This is a genomic window from Isoptericola maris, from assembly GCF_048065335.1.
Taxonomy (GTDB): Bacteria; Actinomycetota; Actinomycetes; order Actinomycetales; family Cellulomonadaceae; genus Isoptericola; species Isoptericola rhizosphaerae.
Genome location: NZ_JBLUNY010000011.1, coordinates 43,088 through 65,886, shown reverse-complemented (window position 1 = coordinate 65,886; position 22,799 = coordinate 43,088). Strand labels below are relative to the sequence as shown.

Annotated in this window: 24 protein-coding genes, 2 tRNA genes and 1 pseudogene; 21 read left to right on the top strand and 6 right to left on the bottom strand. The window is 69.4% G+C overall.

Translation table 11 applies throughout. The features are described from left to right. Positions 1–27: 27 nt before the first annotated feature. The 13 genes from gyrA to ACH5HR_RS14870 all read left to right on the top strand — a co-directional run bounded on the left by gyrA (position 28) and on the right by ACH5HR_RS14870 (position 11,298). Complete coding sequence (gyrA, locus tag ACH5HR_RS14930; protein ID WP_416478584.1) at positions 28–2,667, top strand: DNA gyrase subunit A; 2,640 nt, start codon at positions 28–30, stop codon at positions 2,665–2,667. Next, positions 2,667–3,692: a DUF3566 domain-containing protein gene (locus tag ACH5HR_RS14925; RefSeq protein ID WP_416478582.1), complete on the top strand. Its 1,026-nt coding sequence runs from the start codon at positions 2,667–2,669 to the stop codon at positions 3,690–3,692. The genes gyrA and ACH5HR_RS14925 overlap by 1 nt, the downstream gene beginning before the upstream one ends. A gap of 115 nt (positions 3,693–3,807) precedes the next feature. Further along, positions 3,808–3,881, top strand: a tRNA-Ile gene (locus ACH5HR_RS14920). A gap of 26 nt (positions 3,882–3,907) precedes the next feature. Further along, a complete protein-coding gene (locus ACH5HR_RS14915) occupies positions 3,908–4,027 on the top strand; it encodes a DLW-39 family protein (protein ID WP_402374879.1) in 120 nt (39 codons plus the stop codon). A gap of 8 nt (positions 4,028–4,035) precedes the next feature. Further along, positions 4,036–4,111, top strand: a tRNA-Ala gene (locus ACH5HR_RS14910). 141 nt (positions 4,112–4,252) lie between these two features. Beyond that, positions 4,253–4,966 carry an 8-oxoguanine DNA glycosylase OGG fold protein gene (locus ACH5HR_RS14905; protein WP_416478580.1) on the top strand — a complete coding sequence of 238 codons (714 nt, stop codon included), beginning with the start codon at positions 4,253–4,255 and terminating at the stop codon, positions 4,964–4,966. Between the two features lie 81 nt (positions 4,967–5,047). Next, positions 5,048–5,614, top strand: a complete 567-nt coding sequence (locus ACH5HR_RS14900; protein WP_416478578.1) for a hypothetical protein — start codon at positions 5,048–5,050, stop codon at positions 5,612–5,614. Positions 5,615–5,694: 80 nt separating this feature from the next. Next, positions 5,695–6,147 (top strand): hypothetical protein, encoded by a 453-nt coding sequence (locus tag ACH5HR_RS14895; protein ID WP_416478577.1) that lies wholly within the window; start codon positions 5,695–5,697, stop codon positions 6,145–6,147. Between the two features lie 54 nt (positions 6,148–6,201). After that, a complete protein-coding gene (locus ACH5HR_RS14890) occupies positions 6,202–7,239 on the top strand; it encodes an adenine-specific methyltransferase EcoRI family protein (protein ID WP_416478576.1) in 1,038 nt (345 codons plus the stop codon). 27 nt (positions 7,240–7,266) lie between these two features. Continuing rightward, the gene (locus ACH5HR_RS14885) at positions 7,267–8,289 is read left to right on the top strand and encodes a DNA adenine methylase (RefSeq protein ID WP_416478575.1); all 1,023 of its coding nucleotides are present in this window, start codon (positions 7,267–7,269) and stop codon (positions 8,287–8,289) included. Positions 8,290–8,291: 2 nt separating this feature from the next. Next, positions 8,292–8,843 (top strand): hypothetical protein, encoded by a 552-nt coding sequence (locus ACH5HR_RS14880; RefSeq protein WP_416478573.1) that lies wholly within the window; start codon positions 8,292–8,294, stop codon positions 8,841–8,843. A gap of 8 nt (positions 8,844–8,851) precedes the next feature. Next, on the top strand, positions 8,852–10,033 hold the full coding sequence (locus tag ACH5HR_RS14875; RefSeq protein WP_416478572.1) for an AAA family ATPase: 1,182 nt from the start codon (positions 8,852–8,854) through the stop codon (positions 10,031–10,033). Continuing rightward, positions 10,018–11,298 (top strand): 5-methylcytosine restriction system specificity protein McrC, encoded by a 1,281-nt coding sequence (locus ACH5HR_RS14870; protein WP_416478570.1) that lies wholly within the window; start codon positions 10,018–10,020, stop codon positions 11,296–11,298. The genes ACH5HR_RS14875 and ACH5HR_RS14870 overlap by 16 nt, the downstream gene beginning before the upstream one ends. Before the next feature lie 31 nt (positions 11,299–11,329). Here the strand turns inward: ACH5HR_RS14870 and ACH5HR_RS14865 are convergent. Beyond that, positions 11,330–11,851, bottom strand: a pseudogene (locus tag ACH5HR_RS14865) (ISL3 family transposase); the annotation flags it as partial. 91 nt (positions 11,852–11,942) lie between these two features. Between ACH5HR_RS14865 and ACH5HR_RS14860 the strand changes: the two are divergent. Next, entirely contained in the window at positions 11,943–12,197 is a 255-nt protein-coding gene (locus ACH5HR_RS14860; protein WP_416478568.1) for a hypothetical protein, read from the top strand. A gap of 519 nt (positions 12,198–12,716) precedes the next feature. Here the strand turns inward: ACH5HR_RS14860 and ACH5HR_RS14855 are convergent. The 3 genes from ACH5HR_RS14855 to ACH5HR_RS14845 form a co-directional block, all read right to left on the bottom strand. Next, on the bottom strand, positions 12,717–13,220 hold the full coding sequence (locus ACH5HR_RS14855; protein WP_416478567.1) for a hypothetical protein: 504 nt from the start codon (positions 13,218–13,220) through the stop codon (positions 12,717–12,719). A gap of 183 nt (positions 13,221–13,403) precedes the next feature. Continuing rightward, entirely contained in the window at positions 13,404–15,995 is a 2,592-nt protein-coding gene (locus tag ACH5HR_RS14850; RefSeq protein ID WP_416478565.1) for a rhamnogalacturonan lyase family protein, read from the bottom strand. 264 nt (positions 15,996–16,259) lie between these two features. After that, positions 16,260–16,943, bottom strand: coding sequence for a haloacid dehalogenase type II (locus ACH5HR_RS14845; protein WP_416478564.1), 684 nt, complete (start codon positions 16,941–16,943; stop codon positions 16,260–16,262). A gap of 84 nt (positions 16,944–17,027) precedes the next feature. Here ACH5HR_RS14845 and ACH5HR_RS14840 point away from each other — a divergent pair, with 84 nt between their 5' ends. Beyond that, positions 17,028–17,549, top strand: a complete 522-nt coding sequence (locus tag ACH5HR_RS14840) for a CGNR zinc finger domain-containing protein (protein ID WP_416478639.1) — start codon at positions 17,028–17,030, stop codon at positions 17,547–17,549. A gap of 76 nt (positions 17,550–17,625) precedes the next feature. Here ACH5HR_RS14840 and ACH5HR_RS14835 read toward each other — a convergent pair whose 3' ends face one another. Further along, entirely contained in the window at positions 17,626–18,507 is an 882-nt protein-coding gene (locus ACH5HR_RS14835; protein ID WP_402374872.1) for a hypothetical protein, read from the bottom strand. An 86-nt stretch (positions 18,508–18,593) separates the two neighbouring features. On the opposite strand from ACH5HR_RS14835, the gene ACH5HR_RS14830 reads away from it, so the two are divergent. Then, complete coding sequence (locus ACH5HR_RS14830) at positions 18,594–19,133, top strand: peptidylprolyl isomerase (RefSeq protein ID WP_402374870.1); 540 nt, start codon at positions 18,594–18,596, stop codon at positions 19,131–19,133. 250 nt (positions 19,134–19,383) lie between these two features. Then, positions 19,384–20,022, top strand: coding sequence for a rhomboid family intramembrane serine protease (locus ACH5HR_RS14825; protein ID WP_416478562.1), 639 nt, complete (start codon positions 19,384–19,386; stop codon positions 20,020–20,022). 77 nt (positions 20,023–20,099) lie between these two features. Here ACH5HR_RS14825 and ACH5HR_RS14820 read toward each other — a convergent pair whose 3' ends face one another. Then, positions 20,100–20,339 (bottom strand): cell division protein CrgA, encoded by a 240-nt coding sequence (locus ACH5HR_RS14820; protein ID WP_416478561.1) that lies wholly within the window; start codon positions 20,337–20,339, stop codon positions 20,100–20,102. Positions 20,340–20,465: 126 nt separating this feature from the next. Between ACH5HR_RS14820 and ACH5HR_RS14815 the strand changes: the two genes are divergently transcribed. From ACH5HR_RS14815 to ACH5HR_RS14800, 4 genes are read left to right on the top strand one after another with little or no spacing between them, the layout of a single operon-like run. Then, positions 20,466–21,197: a DUF881 domain-containing protein gene (locus ACH5HR_RS14815; RefSeq protein WP_416478559.1), complete on the top strand. Its 732-nt coding sequence runs from the start codon at positions 20,466–20,468 to the stop codon at positions 21,195–21,197. Next, positions 21,194–21,976 carry a class E sortase gene (locus ACH5HR_RS14810; protein ID WP_402374862.1) on the top strand — a complete coding sequence of 261 codons (783 nt, stop codon included), beginning with the start codon at positions 21,194–21,196 and terminating at the stop codon, positions 21,974–21,976. The genes ACH5HR_RS14815 and ACH5HR_RS14810 overlap by 4 nt, the downstream gene beginning before the upstream one ends. Next, the gene (locus ACH5HR_RS14805) at positions 21,976–22,140 is read left to right on the top strand and encodes a hypothetical protein (protein WP_402374860.1); all 165 of its coding nucleotides are present in this window, start codon (positions 21,976–21,978) and stop codon (positions 22,138–22,140) included. The genes ACH5HR_RS14810 and ACH5HR_RS14805 overlap by 1 nt, the downstream gene beginning before the upstream one ends. Continuing rightward, positions 22,137–22,790 carry an aminodeoxychorismate/anthranilate synthase component II gene (locus ACH5HR_RS14800; protein ID WP_402374858.1) on the top strand — a complete coding sequence of 218 codons (654 nt, stop codon included), beginning with the start codon at positions 22,137–22,139 and terminating at the stop codon, positions 22,788–22,790. The genes ACH5HR_RS14805 and ACH5HR_RS14800 overlap by 4 nt, the downstream gene beginning before the upstream one ends. The last annotated feature ends 9 nt before the right edge of the window (positions 22,791–22,799 follow it).

Here is a 22,799-nt window from a genome sequence, read left to right as displayed (position 1 = left end):
GGCGGCGCAGGAAGAAACGGAGACACGGTGACGGACGAGACACCCGGCCCCGAGACGGACGGCCCCACGGGGGCACCGGCAGGCGACGACGTCGCGCTCGCCGCGATCCAGCACGGCCGCGTCGAGCAGGTCGACCTGCAGCTGGAGATGCAGCGGTCGTACCTGGACTACGCGATGAGCGTCATCGTCGGGCGCGCTCTGCCCGACGTGCGTGACGGCCTCAAGCCGGTGCACCGCCGGGTGCTCTACGCCATGTACGACGGCGGCTACCGTCCCGACCGCGCCTTCTCGAAGTGCTCCCGCGTCGTCGGCGACGTCATGGGCAAGTTCCACCCGCACGGCGACACGGCGATCTACGACACGCTGGTCCGCCTCGTCCAGGACTGGGTGCTGCGGTACCCGCTGGTCGCAGGGCAGGGGAACTTCGGCTCCCCCGGCAACGACCCGGCCGCGGCCCCGCGATACACCGAGTGCCGGATGGCGCCCTTGGCGCTCGAGATGGTCCGGGACATCGACAAGGACACCGTCGACTTCCAGGACAACTACGACGGCCGCACGCGGGAGCCGGTCGTCCTGCCGTCCCGCATCCCGAACCTGCTGGTCAACGGGTCGGCCGGCATCGCCGTGGGCATGGCCACCAACATCCCGCCGCACAACCTGCGCGAGGTGGCCGACGGCGTCCGGTGGCACCTGGCCAACCCGGACGCCTCCAAGGAGGAGCTCCTCGCCGCCCTGATGCAGCGCATCAAGGGGCCGGACTTCCCCTCGGGCGCGCAGATCCTCGGCACCAAGGGCATCGAGGACGCCTACCGGACGGGTCGCGGCTCGATCACCATGCGCGCCGTGGTGGACGTCGAGGAGATCCAGAACCGGATCTGTCTCGTCATCACCGAGCTGCCGTACATGGTGAACCCGGACAACCTCGCCACCAAGATCGCCGACCTCGTCAACGACGGGAAGATCGCCGGCATCGCGGACATCCGCGACGAGACCTCGGGCCGCACCGGCCAGCGGCTCGTCATCGTCCTCAAGCGGGACGCCGTCGCGAAGGTCGTGCTGAACAACCTCTACAAGCACACCCAGCTGCAGGACAACTTCAGCGCGAACATGCTCGCGCTCGTCGACGAGGTGCCCCGCACGCTCAGCCTCGACGCCTTCGTCCGGCACTGGACGCAGCACCAGATCGAGGTCGTGCGGCGCCGCCCCACCAACCAGTTTCGCGCAGCGCCGGCCAACAACCACCAATACCAGGGCGCACAGCGGGCGCTGGACGCGCTCGACGAGGTCATCGCGCTGATCCGCCGCTCCCCCGACGCCGACGAGGCCCGCTCGGGCCTGATGGGCCTCCTGGGGATCGACGAGACGCAGGCGAACGCCATCCTCGCGCTGCAGCTCCGCCGTCTGGCCGCCCTGGAGCGCCAGCAGATCCTCGACGAGCACGCCAAGCTCAAGGCAGAGATCCTCGAGTACGAGGACATCCTCGCCAAGCCCGCACGGCAGCGGGAGATCGTCGCGACCGAGCTCGACGAGGTCACCGAGAAGTGGGGCGACGAGCGTCGGACCACGATCCTGCCGTACGACGGCGACATGTCGATCGAGGACCTCATCCCCGAGGAGGACGTGGTCGTCACGATCACGCGCGGCGGGTACGCCAAGCGGACCCGGACCGACTCCTACCGCGCCCAGCGGCGCGGCGGGAAGGGCGTCCGCGGTGCCACGCTGCGCGAGGACGACATCGTCGACCACTTCTTCGTCACGACGACGCACCACTGGCTGCTGTTCTTCACCGACGCCGGCCGGGTCTACCGGGTCAAGGGCTACGAGCTGCCCGAGCAGGCGCGTGACGCCAAGGGCCAGCACGTCGCGAACCTGCTCGCCATGCAGCCGGACGAGAAGATCGCCCAGGTGCTCGCCGTCCGGGACTACGACGCCGCGGACTACCTGGTGCTCGCCACACGCCGCGGACTCGTCAAGAAGACCCGGCTCGGCGACTACGACTCCCCGCGCAGCGGCGGCCTCATCGCCATCAACCTGCGCCAGGACGACGAGGGCATACCGGACGAGCTGGTGGCGGCGCGCCTGGTCAACATGGACGACGAGCTCATCCTCGTCTCGCGCAAGGGACAGTCGATCCGGTTCCCCGCCGACGACGACACGCTCCGCCCGATGGGGCGCGCGACGTCCGGCGTGACCGGGATGAAGTTCCGCGAGGGCGACGAGCTGCTCAACGCCGACGTCGTCACGCCGGGCACCGACCTGTTCGTGGTCACCGAGGGCGGGTTCGCCAAGCGCACCCGGATCGACGACTACCGGCTGCAGGGTCGCAACGGCTACGGCATCAAGGTGGCCAACCTCGTCGAGGCGCGGGGCGACCTGGTGGGCGCTCTGGTGACGGACGCGGACACCGAGGTCCTGGTGATCATGGAACGTGGCAAGATCGTCCGGTCTCGGGTGGACGAGGTGAACCTGACGGGTCGTACGACCCAGGGGGTCACGTTCGCCAAGCCGGACAAGAAGGACCGGATCATCGCGGTCGCCCGGAACGTCGAGCGTCGCGAGGACGAGGTGTCGGTTAGCGTGGAGGAGCAGGCCGCTGACGGCGGCCCGGCCGGGGCCGCGGAGGCGACCACGCCCGAGCAGGACGAGACCGGGGACGGGAACATCTGATGGCCAGCGACAAGAACGCGGGGCAGGCAGGGACGAAGACGGCGGACGCTGCGGAGTCGACGCAGCAGATGGCGCCCGTCCCGGCAGCGCCGACCACGTCGGGCAAGGACCGTGTCTCGGCACCGGAGAAGGGCGGCTCGTCCGCCGTCCCGGCGGCGGAGCCGGAGCCGACCGACAAGCCGGCGAACGATGCGCCGTCGACCCCGGAGCCGCCGGCCTCCCAGCCTGCGACGGATCAGACGCCGAGCGGAGGCCCGTCGACCGAGCAGGCTCCGACGGCGGCCGCCGCGCCACCGCCCGCCGCTCCGGCAGCTCCGGAACCGGCGAACGGCTCCTCGGTGAAGGACGGCGCCGTCAAGGCGGCGGCCGCTGCCCTCGCGGCGGCGCGCACCGCAGCCAAGAAGGTGCAGTCGGCGGCCTCCTCAAGCACCGGCGCCGAGCCGCCGGATGCGGCGTCGGCAGGGACCCAGAGCGCTCCCCCGCCGCCGCCCTCTGCGGGAGCGACGCAGAGCGCGCCGCGGCCCGAGATGCACTACTCCGTGGGCGGGGTGCACGGCGCGGCCCAGACCGAGGCCTCGCCGTCGGCCGCCGGTGGCCAGTACGGTGCGGCAGCGGGAGTCCAGCCCGTGCCCGCGTCGGCCGCCACCCCGAGCGAAGGTCTCGGTAGCCCGCGCCGCGTCCGGCTCGCCGTGTCGCGCATCGACCCCTGGTCGATCATGAAGCTCGCGTTCCTGCTGTCGGTGGCGATCGGCATCATGATCGTCGTGGCCACCGCCGTGGTCTGGTACTCGCTGAACTCCCTCGGGACGTTCGCGACGATCCAGGATTTCCTCATCGAGACGATGGGGCCACAGACGATCAACATCACGCAGTTCGTCGAGTTCGAACGGATGATCTCGCTCTCGACGCTGATCGCGCTGGTCAACATGGTGCTGTTCACGGCGATCGCCACCATCATGGCGATCCTGTACAACATCACGGCAGCGCTCGTCGGCGGCGTCCACCTCACCCTCACCGACGACTGACGAGGGGCGGCCCGGCGCGATGGACGTCACACCACGGGGAACTCCCGCGGTTTGGGGCCGGAGCGCCGGGTACGGTAACGTTCCGTGCTGCACGCGTTCTTCGAACACGTGCGGAGGGGCTATAGCTCAGACGGTTAGAGCGCTTCCCTGATAAGGAAGAGGTCGGAGGTTCAAGTCCTCCTAGCCCCACTCCCTGGCAGACGCGGAGGTCCAGCATGAAGAAGCTGTTCATCGTCCTGCTCGCCGCAGCGGCGGGGTACCTCGTCTGGCGCCGCGTCTCGGCCGATGCGGCCGACCGTGACCTCTGGACCGAGGTCACCGACTCTCTCGACTGAATCCCCCGGGGGCCATGGCGCAATTGGTAGCGCACCTGCTTTGCAAGCAGGGGGTTAGGGGTTCGAGTCCCCTTGGCTCCACCATCGATGACCTGGGCTTTTACACGGAGCCCAGGTCACCGGTTTGGCGCTGTTCGACCTTCGGGTGTGGGGCTGCGGCTCCGACTGCTTCGGACCGGCGCGTCTGAGCCCAAGGGTGGCGCGCCGGCGTGCGACGATGCCGGGATGAGCGTTGATGCCTCGAGCGAACCCGCTTCGCCGCGGTTGGCGGCGGTAACCGATCTCCTTGCCGCACCAGAACCGCAGACGGTGGAGGCCCGGGCTGATCGGCAGGTGTGGGCACGGTGGCTCGAGGGCATCGACGGCGCCGAAGCAGGGCTCGAGGTTCTGCCCCGTGAGCTCGACCGGGCACAGATGTGCCGCCTCGCAGAAATGCTGCTCGGGTCCGATCAGGTCGTCGGCGCATTCGTTGTGACGATGGTGTGGGGTCACGGCGACACCGGGTACGGCCCGTTCCGCACTCGCCAGGCCCTCACCGGCCAGGAGAAACCGCAGGGTTTCGCACTCAGCACAGGAGTGGTGGAGCGGCTGACCGAGTCGGTGGCCATCGCGCGTCGCGATGGGCCTGTAGAGGGCTTTCGCTACTTGGCCAACGACTCACGCGGGCGGATCAAGCACTTGGGTCCGGCGTTCTTCACGAAGTGGCTGTACGCCGCCACGGCACGCGGCGTGCACGACCGTGAAGGGGCCGCACCGGTGCTAGATGATCGGGTGCTGACCTGGGTCAACTCCCACACCGACTTGGCACTACGGCCGTGGCGAACCGACGACTACGCCGCCTACATAGAGGCGCTGACGGCATGGGGAGCGAACGCACAACCGTCACGGACGGCCGTCGGGGTCGAGGAAGCGATCTTCGCAGCGACCGCCAAAGAGTGATCACTTGCCACAGGGCGCAGCCTGCGTACGGCCGCGCGTCCTCACTGCGCAGACCGGGCACGTCCAGTGCAGAATCTGCCTGTGACTGCCGACTGGATCAGCGCCCTGGCGACGTTCGCCGCCGTCGTCCTCGCTATGCTGCTCGCGCTTCGTGACGGGATGCAACAACGCCGTGCGCGCACGCTGGCGGCAGCCGCGGATCGAGCGCGCACACTCGGCGAACTACAGCTCGCATGGGAGCGCCGGCGCGCCCAAGCCCAGGGTGTCATCGGCTGGTTTCAGTACAGCAGCAGCTCAGGGCGTGCCCTGGAGGCCGGGCCGACGAAGTACCAGAAGGTCGTCCCAAGAGTGCTCGTGGCCAACTACTCGTCGCACCCCGTCTTCGACGTGCGTGTAGAGCTCTACAGCACCGACCCTGGGGTCAGCGAGTTGCTCGACGTCACCAGGTGGCAGGTGCTCGGCCCGACACCGGACCGCCCGATGAGGATCAACCCTGAGTTTTTCCACGACAACCAGGACGGCGTCCTCGTCACCGTGAAGTTCCGCGACCTGGCGGGCAACTACTGGCTTCGCAGGCAGGATGCGACGCTCGAGCGGCTTGACACGCACTGGAGACCAATGGCGGATCCGATGCCGACGTCTGGGTGAAACCGCGCCCGACCGGTCGGCTCACGTGATGGCCCCGGCATACTGATGGGCTCCGCACCCAACGCAGGGAGTCCCCGATCGTGTGTCGTTCAGCAGCTGAACCGCGCGCCCGCAGGAACGTCGTCTCCTCGATCGCGCTCGCCGCGGTTCTGGCTCTCGGTCTGTCGGGCTGCACCGACCTCGAGGAATCCGCGGCCGACGCCCTGCCCGAGTCAGGCGCTGAAGCGACGGAGAGCACGACGTCCGACGGCGAGGCCCCAGGGTCCTCGGCCGAGGAAGGCGACAGCGAGCGGGCGAGCGACGAGGCTGCGGACGCGAACGCCGACGACGGCATGAAGATCAAGGCCGGCAAGGTCCACTGGTTCAACACCGAGCGCGCCCACGGATCGATCGACGACCTCACCCCCATCGAAGCCGAAGCGTACATCAGCACAGGTCACTGTGCCGCCAACCACATCGGACACATTTGGGGCCCGAGCCAGCCACTCGGCGGCGTGTGCCCCCACGAGTGTCGCGACCCATCGCTAGGATGAGCCAGCACTGCTCGTGGGAGGTTTCGAGCACCGGGGATGAACGGAGGAGCCGACTTGACGATCACCACCCGGAACCTTGACTTCCGAGAGGCCCGCCGGGCGAAGAAGGACGAGTTCTACACCTCGCTGCGCGACATCGAGCTCGAGCTCCAGCACTACACGGATCACTTCGCGGGCAAGGTCGTCTACTGCAACTGCGACGACCCCCGCGCCAGCAACTTCTTCCGCTACTTCGCCACCAACTTCGAGCGGCTCGGCCTGAAGAAGTTGATCGCCACCTGCTACCGCAGCCAGGACCCGGGGCAGTTCGGCCCCGGCGACTCCGACCAGGCGGTGTACCTGGAGTACACGGGCGACCGCAACGGCGACAAGGTGCCCGATGCCGAGGAGACCGGCATCCAGCCGATGGCCGGCGACGGCGACTTCCGCAGCTCTGAGAGCGTCGAGCTGCTCAAGCAAGCCGACATCGTGGTGACGAACCCGCCGTTCAGCCTCTTCCGCGAGTACGTCGCACAGCTCGTCGAGCACGACAAGCAGTTCCTGATCATCGGGAACATGAACGCGCTGACCTACAAGGAGATCTTCCCGCTCTTCCAGGCCGACCAGATGTGGTACGGGCCGTCCATCCGCAGCGGCGACCGCGAGTTCCGGGTGCCCGACGACTACCCGCTCACCGCCGCCGGCACGCGGGTCGACTCCGACGGCAACAAGTATGTCCGCGTGAAGGGCGTGCGCTGGTTCACCAACCTGGACTACCCGGGTCGCCACGAGGAGCTGGAGCTGCACCGGACCTACAGCCCCCGCGAGTACCCCAAGTACGTCAACTACGACGCCATCGACGTCAGCAAGACCATGCACATCCCGGTCGACTACGACGGGCCGATGGGCGTGCCGATCACGTTCCTGGACAAGTACAACCCCGACCAGTTCGACATCCTCGGCTCCAGCAAGACGCTGGGCCGCCCGATGTCGGAGGTCGCCAAGAAGGGCACCTACATGCAGGGCGGGCCGCGGTTCTACCTGCCGAACGGCGACGGCACTTTCCGGCGCATGTACGACCGCATCGTGATCCGCAACAAGCAGCTGGCATGACCACGGAGACACACCAGAAAGGCAGCGATGTCCTACCGCTACCTCGGTAACAAGACCCGGCTGGCCGATTGGATCGTCGGGGAGATCGCGCGCGTCCTGCCGGCGGGCTCGTCGATCGCGGATCCCATGTGCGGCACGGCCTCAGTGTCGATCGCGCTGGCCCGCGCCGGCTACTCAGTCACCGCAGCCGACGCGCTGACCTTCGCCGTGGTCCACGCACGCACCCGGCTGTTGGCAAAGCGCGCCCCGGCTTTCAAGGTCCTCGGTGGCTACGCCAAGGCCCTGGCCTGGATGGGCTCGGCTGCTCCGGTGGAGGGCTACTTCTTCCGGGAATTCGGCGAGGCCGGTGCCCCGGCGAACGGCCGGGCTCCGCGGCTGTACTTCTCGGCGACCAACGCTGCGCACATCGACGGCATCCGGCACGGCATCCGCGAGCTGGCGGCCGCCGGAGCCGTCGACGAGGTCGAGCACAGCGTGCTGCTGCACCACCTCATCCTGGCCACCAACAAGGTCGCGAACATCAGCGGCACCTACGGCTACTTCCGTCGCACCCTGTCCGGGCCTGCCCTCAAGCCCCTGCAGTTCCAACAGATCGAGTTCGAGCGCACACCCGGCGACCACACGGTCCTGCAGGGCCCGGTCGAGGAACTCGCGCCCACGATCCGGACCGACGCGGTGTACTTGGACCCGCCGTACACCAAGCGGCAGTACGCCGGGAACTACCACGTCCTGGAGACCATCGCCCGCGAGGACGAGCCCGTGGCGGCCGGTGACGGCGGGTTGCGGCCGTGGACCGAGCAGGCCTCCGACTTCTGCTACCGGCGCAGCGCCGGCCAGGCGTTCCGCGAGACGCTGAAGCGCCTCGAGGCCCCGCATGTGTTCATCTCCTACAGCGAGGATGGCCAGGTCTCGGAGGATGAGCTGCTCCCGATCCTGCGCGACTTCGGCAAGGTCACGCTGCACGAACAATCCCATGTTCGGTACAGGAGCAACGCTCGCGTGAAGGATGGCTCTGTGCTTGAGCGGCTTTACCACATCGAGGCCCACTGACCATGGCCCAGAAGCTGAACATCGACCGGATCTGGTGGCGCAACGTGCCGGAGGGGGAGTTCTACAACGTCGAGCGACACCCCAACGTCACCACCGGTGGCCAGGGTTCGCTCTACTTCGAGATCCCGAAGTCGTTGGTGCCAGACACGCTCGACTTCCTCGGCCTCAACGGAACCGGATCGCTTCCCTACACGATCGAGGCAGGGGTGATCGGTCGGGCCGGTGAATCGGGCCCGATCGAGTTCCAGACGAAGGCCAGTAGCCGAATGCGGATCGTCCGCCAGAACCGGCAGATGGCAGGCTCGCAGAGGCATCCGGCGTGGATCGCGGCCCGTGGATTCCCGACTGCGCCCGACGACGTCCGCAACAAGGAGGAGGCGATCCCGTTCTTCCCGGACGGTGGCCTTCGCCTCTACATCGCCAGGTCTGTCGAGGGCAGTTACTACGCTGGCTTCACGAAGGGACGCCGTCCTGCGTCGATGAGTCGCAACGATCCGGCCTGGGACCTGTACACGCAGGGCAGGGTCGTGGGCGGCGTGATTGATGCGGGCTGAGGTGGAGAATGGCTGACAAGATCGACGACATCCTGTCGTCCTGGAACGCGGGCAGGAACGCGCTGCTCTATGGGCCGCCCGCGACGGGGAAGACCCGCCTCATCAGCGAGCTGTTCGATGCCCTGAACAATCCTCCCGAGAGCCAGAAGGGCATCCTGCTCGACATCGCCGACGCCGAAACGCCCTTCAGCCGGCCTGAGCAGGAGATCACGATCCCGCAGCCGATCAAGGTGGTGTGGACGACGTTCCACCAGTCCTACGGCTACGAGGACTTCGTGCTTGGGTTGAGGCCGGAGATCTCGGCTGAAGGGACCCGCCTCCAGCCCTGGGCTGGCGTCTTCCTGGACGCCGCGCTCGAGCTCGCCGACCCCGAGTCGCAGTACAAGTCGGTCGTGATCTTCATTGACGAGATCAACCGTGGCAACGCCGCCCGCATCTTCGGCGAGTTCATGACGTTCCTGGACTTCGACTACCGCGACGGCGGCTCTGTCCCGCTGCCGCTGCCCCTGCGCCAGTTGACCTACGTCGACGGCCAGAGCGAGGAGATCCGGCGGCCCGGAGGCAAGGTGGCCACGATCCCGGAGGGCTTCACCTTCCCGAAGCACGTCTACATCGTTTCGACGATGAACAGCGTCGACCGTGCCGCCGTGCCCATCGACAGCGCCCTGGCGCGGCGCTTTGACCGGATCGAGATGCGACCCGAGCTCGATGTGCTCGCAGACCACTGGGAGCTCGACAGGGACGCGATCCCGGTGCCGACCGAGGACAACTGGGAGACCCTCACGCCGTACGAGGCGGCGTATCTCCTGCTCGACCGGCTCAACGTCGCCATCGCGTCCGATCTCGGCCCCGAGTTCGAGCTCGGCCACGGACTCCTCACCCCTGTGCTCGCCAGCCGCACGGCTGCCGACGAGACCGCGCAGCCGGTGGAGGAGAAGGAGGCCTGGCGCAGCCTCGCCAAGACCTGGGACGACGTCCTGTTCCCGCAGCTCGAGGACAGGTACTCGGGCCGTCCCGAGCAGCTGATGGACCTGCTGCATGTCGACACCGCCCCGCCGGCCGGGGACTACGCCTGGCGACTGCGTACCGCCAAGGGCGGCACCGTCGAGGCCCGCACGCTCGCCCCGGTCCGCGTGAGCGAGCTCGACATCGACGTCGTCAAAAGGTCCTTCAGGTGGTTGACGCGCTGACCGCCTCACCGCGCATCGAGCTCCAGGAGTACGGAGCGCCGGTCGTCCGCCATGCCGCCGACTTGGACCTCCACTCGCTGGCAGAGGCGAACAAGCGCTGGCGCAGGGCGCTGGGACTGGCCGGCGACCCGATCAGGGTCGAGGACCTTGGCGACGGGCTGGTGAAGTTGCGCGCGGAGGCAGTGACTGGAGTCGTCCGTGTCGGCGAGACCGACATCGAGATCGCCCCCAAGTTCCTGAGCGCCACCGACGGCAACTGGCAGACGGTGCTGTGGCGCATCCTGACCGTCGTCGAGGGCGGTCACGTCGATGAAAACATCACGACCGCGCACGAGCTCGCCTCGCTGTCGATGCCGGACCTGCTCGCGGAGATGTTCCTCGCCTCCTACGCCAAGGGCGCCGCTCGCGGGCTGCCGCGCGGATACCTGACCGAGCAGTCGTCGGGAACCACACTGCGCGGGAGTCTGGACGCCTCTCGCCTGGGCGAGTGGGTGGCACGGCCGTGGGAACTGCCTTTCGTCGCTGATAACCTCACCGACGGCACTCCGCTGGCCCGGCTGCTTCGCTGGGCTGCCGAGTGCCTGGCGGCGACTGTGAAGGCACCTGGACGCGCCCGCGCCGTGCGAGAGATCGCTTCTGGCCTGGTCCACGTCGGCCGGCAGCCGCCGCACCTGTTCGATGCGCAGCGGATCTCGCTGGGCATCCAGCACCAGGGACTCGAAGCGGCGCGGGTGGTAGGACTGCTTCTGCTCGAGGGCGCGGGTGTGCACCACGCCAGCGGGGACCATGCGTTGTCGGGGTTCCTGTGGAACTCCGACGTGATCTACGAGAACTACATCTTCTGGCTGTGCCGGCGTGCCGCCAGCAGGCGCGAGGAGCGCGTCAGCAAGGGCGCGATCAAGTTCGGCGACGTCATCGCCGGGGAAGGCTCCCAACTGGAGACCACACCCGACGTCGTCTTCCGCGACACGCAGGGCAACGCAGTCGCTGTCACGGACTCCAAGTACAAGCGCCTCGGTACCCGGCCGAAGGCCGCTGACACCTACCAGGTGCTGACGGCGGGCCACGTCCTGGGCTGCCAGCGGGTCTCGCTCACCTATCCGGTCGCCACGAACCGCGAACCGACTGTGTGGCGAGTCAGCTCGGCGCTGGGCGGTCACGACATCGAGCTCACGGCACTGCCGCTGAACCTGATGTCGCTGAACCGCCCCGAGGGCCCTCAGGAGCTCATCGACACGATCGCCGACTGGCTCGACGGCGAATAGCGACCCACCTGCCCGTGCTGGCTTGTCTGGCTCATGGGACATCCGGTAGGGGCGTGGTGTCGAGTCCGCCGCCGGCGAGCAGCATCCGTAGCCGGTAGTTGTCGCGGTTGCGGTAGCCGCGGGCGAGGCGGCGGTGGAGTTCGATGATGCCGTTCATGGCCTCGGTGCCGCCGTTCGATGAGCGCCCGGTGGCGAAGTAGGCCAGGAACGCGGTGCGCCACTTGCGCAGGGTCCGGCCGAGGCGAGCGACTTCCGGGATCGGGCAAGCTTGGAACGAGGCGAGGGCTCTCTCGGCCAGTCGGCGGCCCTCGGCCAGGTCTCTGGCCTGGTAGGCGGCTCGTAGCTGCTGGGCGCACTGCCAGGCGACGAACACCTCTTCGTGCGCCTCGTCGGCTCCGATCGCGCGAGCCAGACGATCCTGCTGCTTCTCGGTCAGCTTCTCGGCGCCGGCGCGCAAAATGGTCTGGATGCCGAAGAGAGGGTCGCCCTTGCAGCCGCGGTGGCCGGTCGTGTCCTGCTGGACCCGGCGGGGCACCTCGTCCACGACCTGGGTGTACGGCCACCTCGCCCCGGCCGGGCTCGGCCCGCTGATGGCCTCCATCGACAAGTGATGGGCAAGCCGCGACCCGAGTAGTGTTGCGAGCATGACCAGCGACTTCATCTGCCCGCGGCCCGATTGCGGGCACCTCTGGAGCATGGAGGCCGACGAGGACGGTCTGTTCGACGGGTACGGCCTTCCGCCGTGCCCTGTCTGCGGGACCAACGGCTCCGACCCGAGCGATTACCGCGACTGGGAGTGCCCGGACGGCCACACATGGCGCTCGTACGGGAACGGGGGCCTGGTTCTCGGCATGGTGCCGACCTGCCCGGATCACGGGACCGCGCCCGTGAACGCCTAGCTCGGACGCGAGGTCGATGGCGACGTGCTCGTTGTCGGCGAAGAGGAGACCGAGGGTGGCCATGACGCGGTCCAGCGCGGCGATCATCTCCTCGCGGAGCACCTGCCGCCGGTCGACGTAACGCTGCGCGACCTTTGGGTCGCGCAGCGCGAGCAGCTTGAAGTCGAGCTCCATGATGGCGAGGTGCTGATCGGTGACGTTGGTGTGGGACGGGCCAGAACGTACAGACGCCGTCCGACGTCCCGTCGGCCGGCTTCAGCGGCGCGCCGAGGGATGTCGGTGCCTGCGCCATACTCAGCTCATGGCCTTGAAGATGATGAGGAGGGGCTCGGTGACCCGCCTGCCTAGTGTTGGCTTGTCTGGTGGCTTATCGCGTCCGACTTCGGCCGACGCCGAGCGACACTGAGCGTTGATTTTCCGCGGATCGCGCTGCATCGTCGCAGGGCCGATACGTTCGGCCCTGGTCTTTTTTGTGCGTCGAGGGTGCTGATCCTCACCGGGTGATGGTCCCGACGCAGGTCAGCTCTGACGCAGGGCTGACAGGACGATGCCCACCGGCACGCTCACCCCGAGGATCGCGAGGAGCAGCCGGTAGATCGCCAGGTGCCAGGAGTGCGTGCGCGGATGGCGGACCGCTGCCAGGAACAGCGCGAGCGCAAGGAGCAGCAGGGCACCACCAGCGACCACCACGGCCACCGAGCTGATCAGGGTGCCGAGAAGAACTGCGGTGTTGGCGGCGTTGTAGACGACGAGCTGCCAGGCACGGCGTCTTCCGGAGGGAGGGACCGCGGCGAGCAGCGCCTGCCCCACACCGAGACCGACCTGGGAGACGCCGGCGACCAGCACCAGGTACGCCGCGACCCAGGAGCCGTGGGTGAATCCGGTCGGTCCGGTGGCCGCAGCGACGAGCCCACCCGCGATCACGGCGATGACGCCGACGAGCGCGAAGCCGCTCATCGCGTGCCATCGCACGTCAGCGATCCGGCCCGGCATCTCACCCCCGCCGACAGGCGGCCTGGTCATGCTGATTCCTCTCGTCGGTCAGCGCGCGGGACAGGGCGCCGTGATCGCCGGGCTCCGCCCCACCCAGCGATGATCTCATCGCGGCGGCGCGCCGGTCTCGGCCACGCTCACACCCGCCGGCGCACGCGACGAAGGCCGCTGGCCCTCGGGTCAGCGGCCTTCGTCGCGGTGTGCGGTGTCCTGCTACGGGGTGCGCACGTCGGGCCATGGGTAGCTGCTGACCTCGCTCCCGATGTGGAAGCTGGGGTGCGGCGGCTGGTTGTAGGCCGTGTTCTGCCACGCGATCGCGACCCGGTACTGCGGGTCGTGCATGAGCGTGGGAATCCTCAGGTCCGTGGTGTACGGCGTGGCGTAGATGCGGAGCGCAGAGGAGTCGCTCGTCCGCCAGATGACCTCCTCGCGCCAGTCACCGAGCACGTCCCCCGAGAGAGCGGGATTCGACTTGGTGCCGTTGTTCGTTCCCACGCCGGACGCGGTGAGCAGGCGACCGTCGTCGTAGTCGTCGACGTGGGTGCCGTCGAGCAGCTCGCGTTCCCCGTCGTCGTCCCACCACGCCAAGAAGTTCGCCGAGCTCGGCTTGGAGCCGACGGTGTCCCCCGAGGCGTTGCGCAGCCCCGAGACGTTCGACGACCAGAACTCGGCGCCAGGGTTGCTGGTGGTGACGTTGGCGGCGACGCCGCGGCCGTTGTCGCCGTCGGGGCTGGTCTGGAACAGGACGGTGCCGTCCGAGCCGAGCAGGCTGGAGGACGGGGCGCTCCCGCTCTCGTGCGGCATGTACACCTCCTGCCCCGGACGGCCGGGCACGAAGTCGGAGACGTGGAGCGCGTCGCCGTGGCCCATGCGGGAGTTCCACAGCGGGTCGCCGTCCGAGCCGATCGCCATCGCGCCGTAGACGACGTCCTGGCGGCCGTCGCCGTCGAGGTCGGCGATGGAGAGGCTGTGGGCGCCCTGGCCGCGGTACTGGGAGCCGCGGTCGTCGGAGTCGAAGATCCACCGGGTGGACAGGTTCTGCCCGTCGAAGTCGACGGCCCAGATGACCGAGCGGGTGTAGTAGCCCCGCGCGAAGACCATGGAGGGGGTCGCACCGTCGAGATAGGCGGTCCCGGCCAGGAACCGGTCGACGCGGTTCCCGTAGTCGTCGCCCCAGCTCCCCACGTTCCCACGCGGTGGCTGATAGTCGACGGTGTCGATCGCCGCACCGGTGCGGCCGTCGAAGATGGTCAGGAACTCGGGTCCGGACAGGACGTACCCGCCGGAGTTCCGGTGGTCGGCGCTCGCGCTGCCGATCACGGTCCCCTGACCGTCCCGCGTGCCGTCGGCGGTCTTCATCGCGATCTCGGCGTCGCCGTCGCCGTCGTAGTCGAAGACCTGGAACTGCGTGTAGTGGGCGCCCGAGCGGATGTTGCGGCCCAGGTCGATCCGCCAGAGGCGGCTCCCGTCCAGGGTGTAGGCGTCGATGATCGTGTTGTCGGTGTGCCCGGACTGGGAATTGTCCTTCGCGTTGTCGGGGTACCACTTGACGACGTACTCGTAGTCGCCGTCGCCGTCCAGGTCACCGACGCTGGTGTCGTTCGCGGAGTAGTTGCCTCCCGGACGGTCGATCGGGATGTCGAGGTAGCCGCCCGAGGTGAACCGGGCCTCGGTGCCGGACGGCGAAGCCTCGGTCCCGCCGGTCACCGCCGCGACCGAGTACGTCGAGCTCGAGGAGCCACCGGTGTCCCGGTAGTTCGTGGCGCCCGTGATCGGTGAGGAGTTGAGCCTCTGTCCGTCGCGGTAGACGTTGAAGGCCACGTCCTGGTCGTCGGTGCCCAGCAGGCGCCAGCTCACGAGGTTGCCGCCGTCCGCCGGCCGGACGCTCACGCCCCGCGTCAGGGCCTCGACCTCGTAGGTGCCGTCGCCGCCGCCCGGTTCCTCGGAACCGCCGGTCGTGACGTCCAGGTAGTCGATGTTCGCCAGCCCGTCCCCACCGGTGGCCTGCAGGCGGACGGTGTTGACCCCGGACCCGAGCTCGGCGGTAACGGTCTGGGTCGACCAGCTCGTCCAGGCTCCGGTGGCGTAGAACTGCGCGGTCCGCACGGCGACGCCGTTGACGAGAAACTCGCCGGGCCTGCTGCTCGAGCCACCGTTGGCGTAGCCGACGTCGAGGGTCATGGTGCCCGCGGCCTCGGCGTCGACCGAGAACTCGATGCCGGCACCGACGGCGTTGTCCGTGTTGCAGAATCCGGCGCCCGAGTGGCCGGCGTGGTTGGAGTCGATCGTGCCCTCGCAGACGGCCGGGCCGTCCTCGGCCTCGAGGCGGCTCTGCGTCGGCGCGGCGGCGACGTCGGACTCGACGTAGTCGATGTTCGCCAGGCCGCCTCCGCTGGTCGCGGCCAGGCGGATCGTGGTGGAGCCGGCGGTGACAGGGGCGGTGACCGTGCTGGTGGCCCAGGAGTCCCACGCTCCCGTCGGGCCCAGCGGGACGGTGCCGACAGCGGTGCCGCCGACGACGACGTCGGCCGGTCGGTCGGTCGTCCCACCGTTGGCGTACCGGATGCCGACGGTGGCGGTGCCGTCGCTCTCGGCCTCGATCGTGAGGTCGAGCGTGGCGCCGACAGCGTTCTCCGTGTTGCAGAATCCGGTGCCCGAGTGGCCGGCGTGGTTGGAGTCGATCGTGCCGTCGCAGACGGCGGGGGCCGTCTCGGCCTCGTAGCGTGTCGGATCCGCGTGAGCGGTGTTCAGGGCGCCGACGCCCGTGGCGGCGACGGCGAGTCCGGAGACTGCGGCCACGAGCATGGCCCTGGTTCTTCTTTGCCTGGACATTCTTCACTCCTTCGTGAGATGGCACGGCCATGCCGGGCACGGCCGATGGTCTGGCGCGTCGCGGCGATGGCAGGGGGGTCGCACCGTCGCGACGTCCAACCGGCTTGAACCGATACATCCGGTGAGAACCGAGACTAGGGTAAGCGGTTCCCTGCCGTCACCGGCGGGGCCGCGCTTAAACGGTTCATCGGCGTACCGGGCGCGACGCCGCGCCCTACGGACGCGAACGCCCGAAGCTCACAGCGCGGCCACCAGCTGGGCGAGGCTGCCGACCTGCGCATCGAGGACGTCGTCAGGCCGGGGCGGGTCGCCACCCGGTCGGTGGACATACGCGGTGCGCATCCCCGCGGCCTGTGCTCCACGGAGGTCCCACGTGTGCGCCGCCACCATGACGGAGTCCTCAGGGCGGCCGCCCGCGACCTCGACCGCCCGCGCGTAGAGGCGCGGATCCGGCTTGTAGGCGCGAACGTCGTCGCTGGACACGGCGTGATGCCAGCGCAGGCCCGCGTACCGACGCAGAGAATCGAGGTCTGCCGCGCCGGCGTTGGACAGCGCGACGACCGTGACGCGGTGGGCGAGGCGGGTCAGGGCATCGACGGTGTCCGTCCAGGCCGGGAGCCGGCGGCGGGCGGTAGCCAGGCGGTGCACCGCCCGCGGGTCGGCGATCCCGGCCCGCGACGCCACGAGCGCGGCCGCCTCGGCATCCAGAGCACTGGCGTCGATGTAGCTCCGCCGACCTTCGACGACGCGCTGCTGCTGGTCCGTGACGTGCTCCTGCCACGTCGTGGCCAGCCGGGCGACGAACGCCCCGTCCGCCCTCGGCGCGGCGAACGAGATCTCGGCGTGCAGGCCGGTGCGTTCGTCAACCAGGGTGCCGAGCACGTCGACGACCACTGTCCGCGTCCGGTCGAGACCGCGCACCGCGTCTTCCCTTCGTCACTGGTTCAGATACTGACGACCTTGCCATCGCCGTGCGTCACTGGTCAAGATGATGACGTGGAGATCATGTTCGTCAGCGGAAACCCCGCACTCGACCTCACCGGTACCGTGCTCCGGCGGCACGACGACCCGGTCGACCTCTTGACGACCCCGGCTGACCTGGTCCGGTGGACGGCACGGTGCGACGAGGTGCCGACCGTCGACGTCGACGCCGACGCGTTCACCGACGCCCTGTCGCTGCGTGAGGCCGTCTACCGGCTCGCGCAGGACCACTGCCACGACCGGCCGTTCGATCGCCGGAGCCTCGACGTCGTGAACACGGTCGCGGCCGGGCCGACGCCGTCGATCACCCTCGACGACGAGGGCGTGCACCGCGCGGGCGACGTCCGCGCGGTGCTGTCGTTCATCGCGCGCCGCGGGATGGTCGTGCTCGCGGACCGCTCCGCCCGGATCAAGGAGTGCGGGCGGGAGGGTTGCACCCGCCTCTACCTGGACCGGTCCCGCGGGGCACGGAGGACATGGTGCGGCATGGCCGCGTGCGGCAACCGCGTCAACGCCGCGGCGTACCGGGCGCGACGACGTTCCTGACCCCGTCGACAGCACGAGCCCCCGTCCTGATCAGGACGGGGGCTCGTGTCGTTCCGGCGACGCGACGTCGCGCGGACTACTTCTTGTCGTCGTCCGTCTTGTCGACGGCCTCGTCGGCTGCTTCCACAGCCTCGTCGGCCTTCTTCTGGGCGGCGTCGGTGGCCTTCTTGGCGCCGGCTGCGGCGTCGTCCACCGCATCCTTGGTCGTGCTCGCCGCCGACTTGCGGGTCCGGGAGGTCCGGGAAGCCGACTTCTCCTTCGCCTCCTCCTTGGCCTCCGAAGCCCTGCTCGAGAGCTTCTCGGTGGCCTCCTTGCCCTTGGCGACGGCCGCACCGGCGGCCTCGCCCACCGCCTCGGCCGCGTCACCGACGACGTGGCGCGCGTCGCGCGCGACGCCGTCGAAGTCGGGTGCGGTGGACTGTTCCCAGGGCTCGGCCCACGGGTCGTTCTGCGGCTGTGCACGGCGGTAGAACGCGTAGCCCGCGGCGGCGGCACCACCGAGCACCACCGTCCACACGAACGTCTTGCGACGACGCGACCTGCGTTGGGCCTTGCGCGCCGACCTCTCGGCCGCCTTCGCGGCCTTCTTGGCAACCTTGGCCGCCTCCTCGGTCGTCATCGCCGCCCGGCTGGCAGCGTCGTTGAACACGTCGACGAGCTTGGGCAGGTACTCGTCCACGATCTTGTCGTGAGCACTGTCGACGAGCGGGCCGGTCCTGCCGGCGGCCTGCTCGACACGCGGCGCGGCGGCCTGAACACTCTCGTTCCACGCCTGCTCGACGCGTGGCCGGAGCCACTCGACGAACGAGTCCACACGTGGGGAGGCCCATTGTCTGGCCTGGCCCGCGGCGTCCTTGGCGCTGTCCGCGGCACGGGATCCCGCGCCGACGAGCGCGGCCGTGACCTCCGCGGCGGAGTCCTTGACCTTGGCGGAGTCGATCTTCGGGGTCTGCACCATGCGACCACTGTGCCACTCGTCGCGTCGGGTCGCACCGCTACACGCCCGGTGGCGTTCATCGGGGTCACCGGTGCGATGATGGAGCAATGTTCGCAACTCTCCACACCTCTGCCGGTGACATCCGCCTCGAGCTCTTCCCGAACCACGCGCCGAAGACGGTCGCGAACTTCGTCGGCCTGGCCCAGGGCACGAAGGTCTGGACCGACCCGCGCACGGGCGCCGAGCGCACCGACCCGCTCTACGACGGCGTGATCTTCCACCGGGTCATCGACAACTTCATGATCCAGGGCGGCGACCCGCTGGGCACCGGCACGGGCGACCCGGGCTACACCTTCGAGGACGAGATCCACCCCGAGCTCTCCTTCGACCAGAAGTACCTCCTCGCGATGGCGAACGCCGGCAAGCGCCGCAACCCCGTCACCGGCGAGGTCGAGGGCACCAACGGCTCGCAGTTCTTCATCACCACGACGGTCACCTCGTGGCTGAACGGCAAGCACACGATCTTCGGCAAGGTCGCGGACGACGAGTCGCGCGCCGTCGTCGACGCCATCGGTGCGACCAAGGTGCGCCCCGGTGACCGTCCGGTCGAGGACATCGTCATCGAGCACGTCACGATCGAGGACTGAGGGCCCCACCATCAGCACCCCGCAGCAGCCGCCGGACGGGCGGCCGGGCGAGGCACCGCCGGTCTGCCCGCGGCACCCTGACAGGGTCGCGTACGTGCGGTGTCAGCGCTGCGGCCGACCGACCTGCCCGGAGTGCCAACGCCCCGCCCCCGTGGGGGTCCAGTGCGTCGACTGCGTGGCGCAGACGGCGAAGGCCGCTCGGGGCACCAGGACGGTCTTCGGCGGAGCGGTCCGCGGCGGGCGTCCCGTCGTGACCCTGACGATCATGGGGCTGTGCGTCGTGAGCTGGATCCTGCAGCTCACGACGGGTGGCGCCTGGACGCAGCAGTGGGCGTTCTCCGCCGCGATCGGCGAGGTGGAACCGTGGCGCTTCCTCACAGCCGCGTTCCTGCACTCCACGAGCCCGTTGCACATCCTGTTCAACATGTACGCGCTGTGGCTCGTGGGACCGTTCCTCGAGCAGGCCTTCGGGCGCGGCCGGTACCTCGCGCTCTACGTGCTCGCGGCCGTGGGCGGCTCGGTGGGCGTGCTCCTGCTGGCCGACCCGCTGGGCGCGAGCTGGTACACCGCGGCGGTCGGGGCGTCGGGGGCCGTCTTCGGTCTGTTCGGCGCGATCATCCCGGTGCTGCGTCGCATGGGACGCGACGCCGGTCAGATCGTGGTCCTCATCGCGATCAACATGGCGCTGCCGTTGTTCGTGGACAACATCGCCTGGGAGGCACACGTCGGCGGGCTCGTCGTCGGGCTCGCTGTCGGTGCCGGCTACGCCGCTGCGCCGAGGGAACGGCAGAAGCTCGTGGGCTGGGTGCTCCCGGCCGCGGTCGGCGTCGTCCTCGTCGCCCTCACGGTGTGGAAGTACTCGGCCGTCGCGTCCCTGCCGATGCTCTGACGGCAGGGACCGTACGAGTTATCCCCAGAGATATGCACAGGTGTGGAATCACACCTGTGGAACTTGTACAGCCCAGGTCACTTCCAGCGTGTGGTCAGGGAGAACCCGGCGATGATGAGGGCGAAGCCGACCAGGAGGTTCCAGTTGCCGAGCTGCGGCACCGGCAGCCCGAGGTTCTGGCTCGTCAGGTAGTAGGTGACGATCCACACGAGTCCGGCGAGCATCAGTCCGAGCATCGTGGGGACGAGCCAGCGGGGATTGGCCGAAGACTTCCGGGGCACGGGATCGAACTTCTTCTCGGGCTTGGGCTCGGACACGGGGTGCACTCCTGTGAGGGTGTTCTGCGACGTTCGAGACGAATTCTCGACCGCCGACGACGGGATTTTCGTCTAGCGTAGTGGCCAGCCGCACCAGGACCGGCAACACGAGGGAGGAGGCCCGCGATGTCACCACGGATCCGCTCCGCGATCTCCGTCGCGGGCGTGCTCGCGCTGTCCGGCGTGCTCTTCACCGCCAGCGCCCAGCTCGCCGACGAGCGGGACAGCCGCCACGGCGACGACCTCGCGTCGGTGATCGCCGCCGAGTCGGCCCGTGTGGAGGAGCTGAGCGAGCAGGCGAGCCGCCTGGACGAGGAGGTGGACCGGCTCGGTGACGCGGTCGACGTCGACGCCCCTCGGCGTGATCCCGCTCTGCGTGCCCAGGAGGCGGTGGTCTCCGGCGCCTGGCCGGTGTCCGGGCGGGGCCTGAGCGTCGCGCTCGAGGACGCGCCGTCGTCGTCCCTGGAGATCCCCGACGTGCGGCCCGACGACCTGGTGGTGCACCAGCAGGACGTGCAGCACGTCGTCAACGCGCTCTGGGCCGGGGGTGCCGAGGCGATGACGCTGCAGGGTGAGCGCGTCACGTCGACCAGCGCCTTCCGGTGCTCGGGCAACATCCTGCTGCTGCACGGCAAGGTCTTCTCCCCGCCGTACGTCATCGAGGTCATCGGCGAGCCGGACGATCTGCGGGCCGCCCTCGAGGCCTCCCCGGGCGTCGCCACCTACAAGCAGTACGTGGACTGGATCGGGCTCGGCTACCGGGTCCAGGAGCTCGACGGCGTCGAGATGCCCGCCTACACCGGGGGCCAGGAGCTGCAGCACGCCACCGTGCCCGAAGGCACGGACGTGTTCTCGTGAGGCACGCGCGCGGGCGCCGGGGCGGCGCCCTCAGCGCGACGATCGGCGTCGTCGGCGAGCTCCTCATCACCGCCGGGGTGTTCCTCGGGCTGTTCGTCGTGTGGCAGCTGTGGTGGACCGACGTCCAGGCCGGGCGCATCCACACCCAGGTGCTCGCCGAGCTCGAGTGGCCCGAGCCGCCCCCGCTCCAGGTCGACGACGGCCCGGCGATCGCGAGCGAGCACCGGGACGAACCGCCCGTCATGGAGGAGCCCGCGGACGAGACGGTCTTCGCCGAGCTGTACGTGCCCCGGTGGGGCGACGACTTCGTGACCCCCGTCGCCCAGGGCGTGGACAAGGCGCGGGTGCTCGACCGGCTCGGGGCGGGCCACTACCCGGGCACGGCGATGCCCGGCGACCTCGGCAACTTCGCCACGGCCGGTCACCGCACCACGTACGGCAAGCCGTACCACCAGGTCGCGGACCTGAAGGAGGGCGACCCGCTCGTCTTCCGCACGGAGGACACCTGGTACGTGTACCGCACGACGACGCACGAGATCGTGTGGCCCCACGAGGTGGAGGTCATCGCACCCGTGCCCGGCCTGCAGGCCGGTGACCCGGTGCCGGAGCTGACCGAGCGCCTCCTCACCCTGACCGCGTGCCACCCGATGTACTCGGCGGCCCAGCGGTACATCGTCCACGCTGAGCTGGACTACTGGGCTCCCGTCGAGGAGGGCACACCCATCGAGCTCGTCGAGGCCGGCGTCCAGGTGCGCGGTATCGATGACGGGGAGGCGTGATGTACGGCGCGTTGTGGCGTATCCTCCCTGGACCCGCGTGGTTCCGGGTGCTGCTGCTGCTCGTGGTGTTCGTGGCCCTCGTGTGGGCCTGCTTCGAGTGGGTCTTCCCCTGGCTGTCCGCGTACGTCCCCATCAACGACAACACCGTCGAGGCGCACCCATGACCTCCATCCTCGTCGTCGACAACTACGACTCCTTCGTCTACACGATCGTCGGCTACCTCGACCAGCTCGGGGCGCGCACCACCGTCGTGCGCAACGACGCCGTGCCGGAGCCCGACGCGGACGGCCGCTTCTGGCACGACGACGGCACGCCCTTCGACGGCGTCCTCGTCTCGCCCGGGCCGGGCACGCCCCAGGAGGCGGGCTCGTCGGAGGACGTGATCCGCGCCTGCGCCCGCTCCCGGACGCCGATGCTGGGTGTCTGCCTGGGCCACCAGGCGCTGGCCGAGGTCTACGGGGCGACCGTGTCGCACGCCGCCGAGCTGATGCACGGCAAGACGAGCGAGGTGGAGCACGAGGGCCACGGGGTGCTCGACGGCCTGGGCTCACCCTTCACCGCGACGCGCTACCACTCCCTCGCGGTGGAGCCGCGCACGGTGCCGGCCGAGCTCGAGGTCACGTGCACGACGGCGACCGGGGTCGTCATGGGCGTGCAGCACCGCGACCTGCCGCTGCACGGGGTGCAGTTCCACCCCGAGTCGGTGCTGACCGAGGGTGGTCACCGCCTGCTCGCCAACTGGCTCGCGGTGTGCGGCGACCCGGCGGCCGTGGAGCGGTCCGCCGGGATGGCGCCGCTCGTCCACCAGGGCTGAGCGGCGCCA

Coding starts and splice junctions, on each gene's coding strand:
- ACH5HR_RS14925 (WP_416478582.1), top strand. CDS start 2,667: ATGGCCAGCGACAAGAACGCGGGGCAGGCAGGGACGAAGACGGCGGAC.
- ACH5HR_RS14915 (WP_402374879.1), top strand. CDS start 3,908: ATGAAGAAGCTGTTCATCGTCCTGCTCGCCGCAGCGGCGGGGTACCTC.
- ACH5HR_RS14905 (WP_416478580.1), top strand. CDS start 4,253: ATGAGCGTTGATGCCTCGAGCGAACCCGCTTCGCCGCGGTTGGCGGCG.
- ACH5HR_RS14885 (WP_416478575.1), top strand. CDS start 7,267: ATGTCCTACCGCTACCTCGGTAACAAGACCCGGCTGGCCGATTGGATC.
- ACH5HR_RS14880 (WP_416478573.1), top strand. CDS start 8,292: ATGGCCCAGAAGCTGAACATCGACCGGATCTGGTGGCGCAACGTGCCG.
- ACH5HR_RS14875 (WP_416478572.1), top strand. CDS start 8,852: ATGGCTGACAAGATCGACGACATCCTGTCGTCCTGGAACGCGGGCAGG.
- ACH5HR_RS14860 (WP_416478568.1), top strand. CDS start 11,943: ATGACCAGCGACTTCATCTGCCCGCGGCCCGATTGCGGGCACCTCTGG.
- ACH5HR_RS14855 (WP_416478567.1), bottom strand. CDS start 13,220: ATGACCAGGCCGCCTGTCGGCGGGGGTGAGATGCCGGGCCGGATCGCT.
- ACH5HR_RS14850 (WP_416478565.1), bottom strand. CDS start 15,995: ATGCTCGTGGCCGCAGTCTCCGGACTCGCCGTCGCCGCCACGGGCGTC.
- ACH5HR_RS14840 (WP_416478639.1), top strand. CDS start 17,028: ATGTTCGTCAGCGGAAACCCCGCACTCGACCTCACCGGTACCGTGCTC.
- ACH5HR_RS14835 (WP_402374872.1), bottom strand. CDS start 18,507: ATGGTGCAGACCCCGAAGATCGACTCCGCCAAGGTCAAGGACTCCGCC.
- ACH5HR_RS14830 (WP_402374870.1), top strand. CDS start 18,594: ATGTTCGCAACTCTCCACACCTCTGCCGGTGACATCCGCCTCGAGCTC.
- ACH5HR_RS14815 (WP_416478559.1), top strand. CDS start 20,466: ATGTCACCACGGATCCGCTCCGCGATCTCCGTCGCGGGCGTGCTCGCG.
- ACH5HR_RS14805 (WP_402374860.1), top strand. CDS start 21,976: ATGTACGGCGCGTTGTGGCGTATCCTCCCTGGACCCGCGTGGTTCCGG.
- ACH5HR_RS14800 (WP_402374858.1), top strand. CDS start 22,137: ATGACCTCCATCCTCGTCGTCGACAACTACGACTCCTTCGTCTACACG.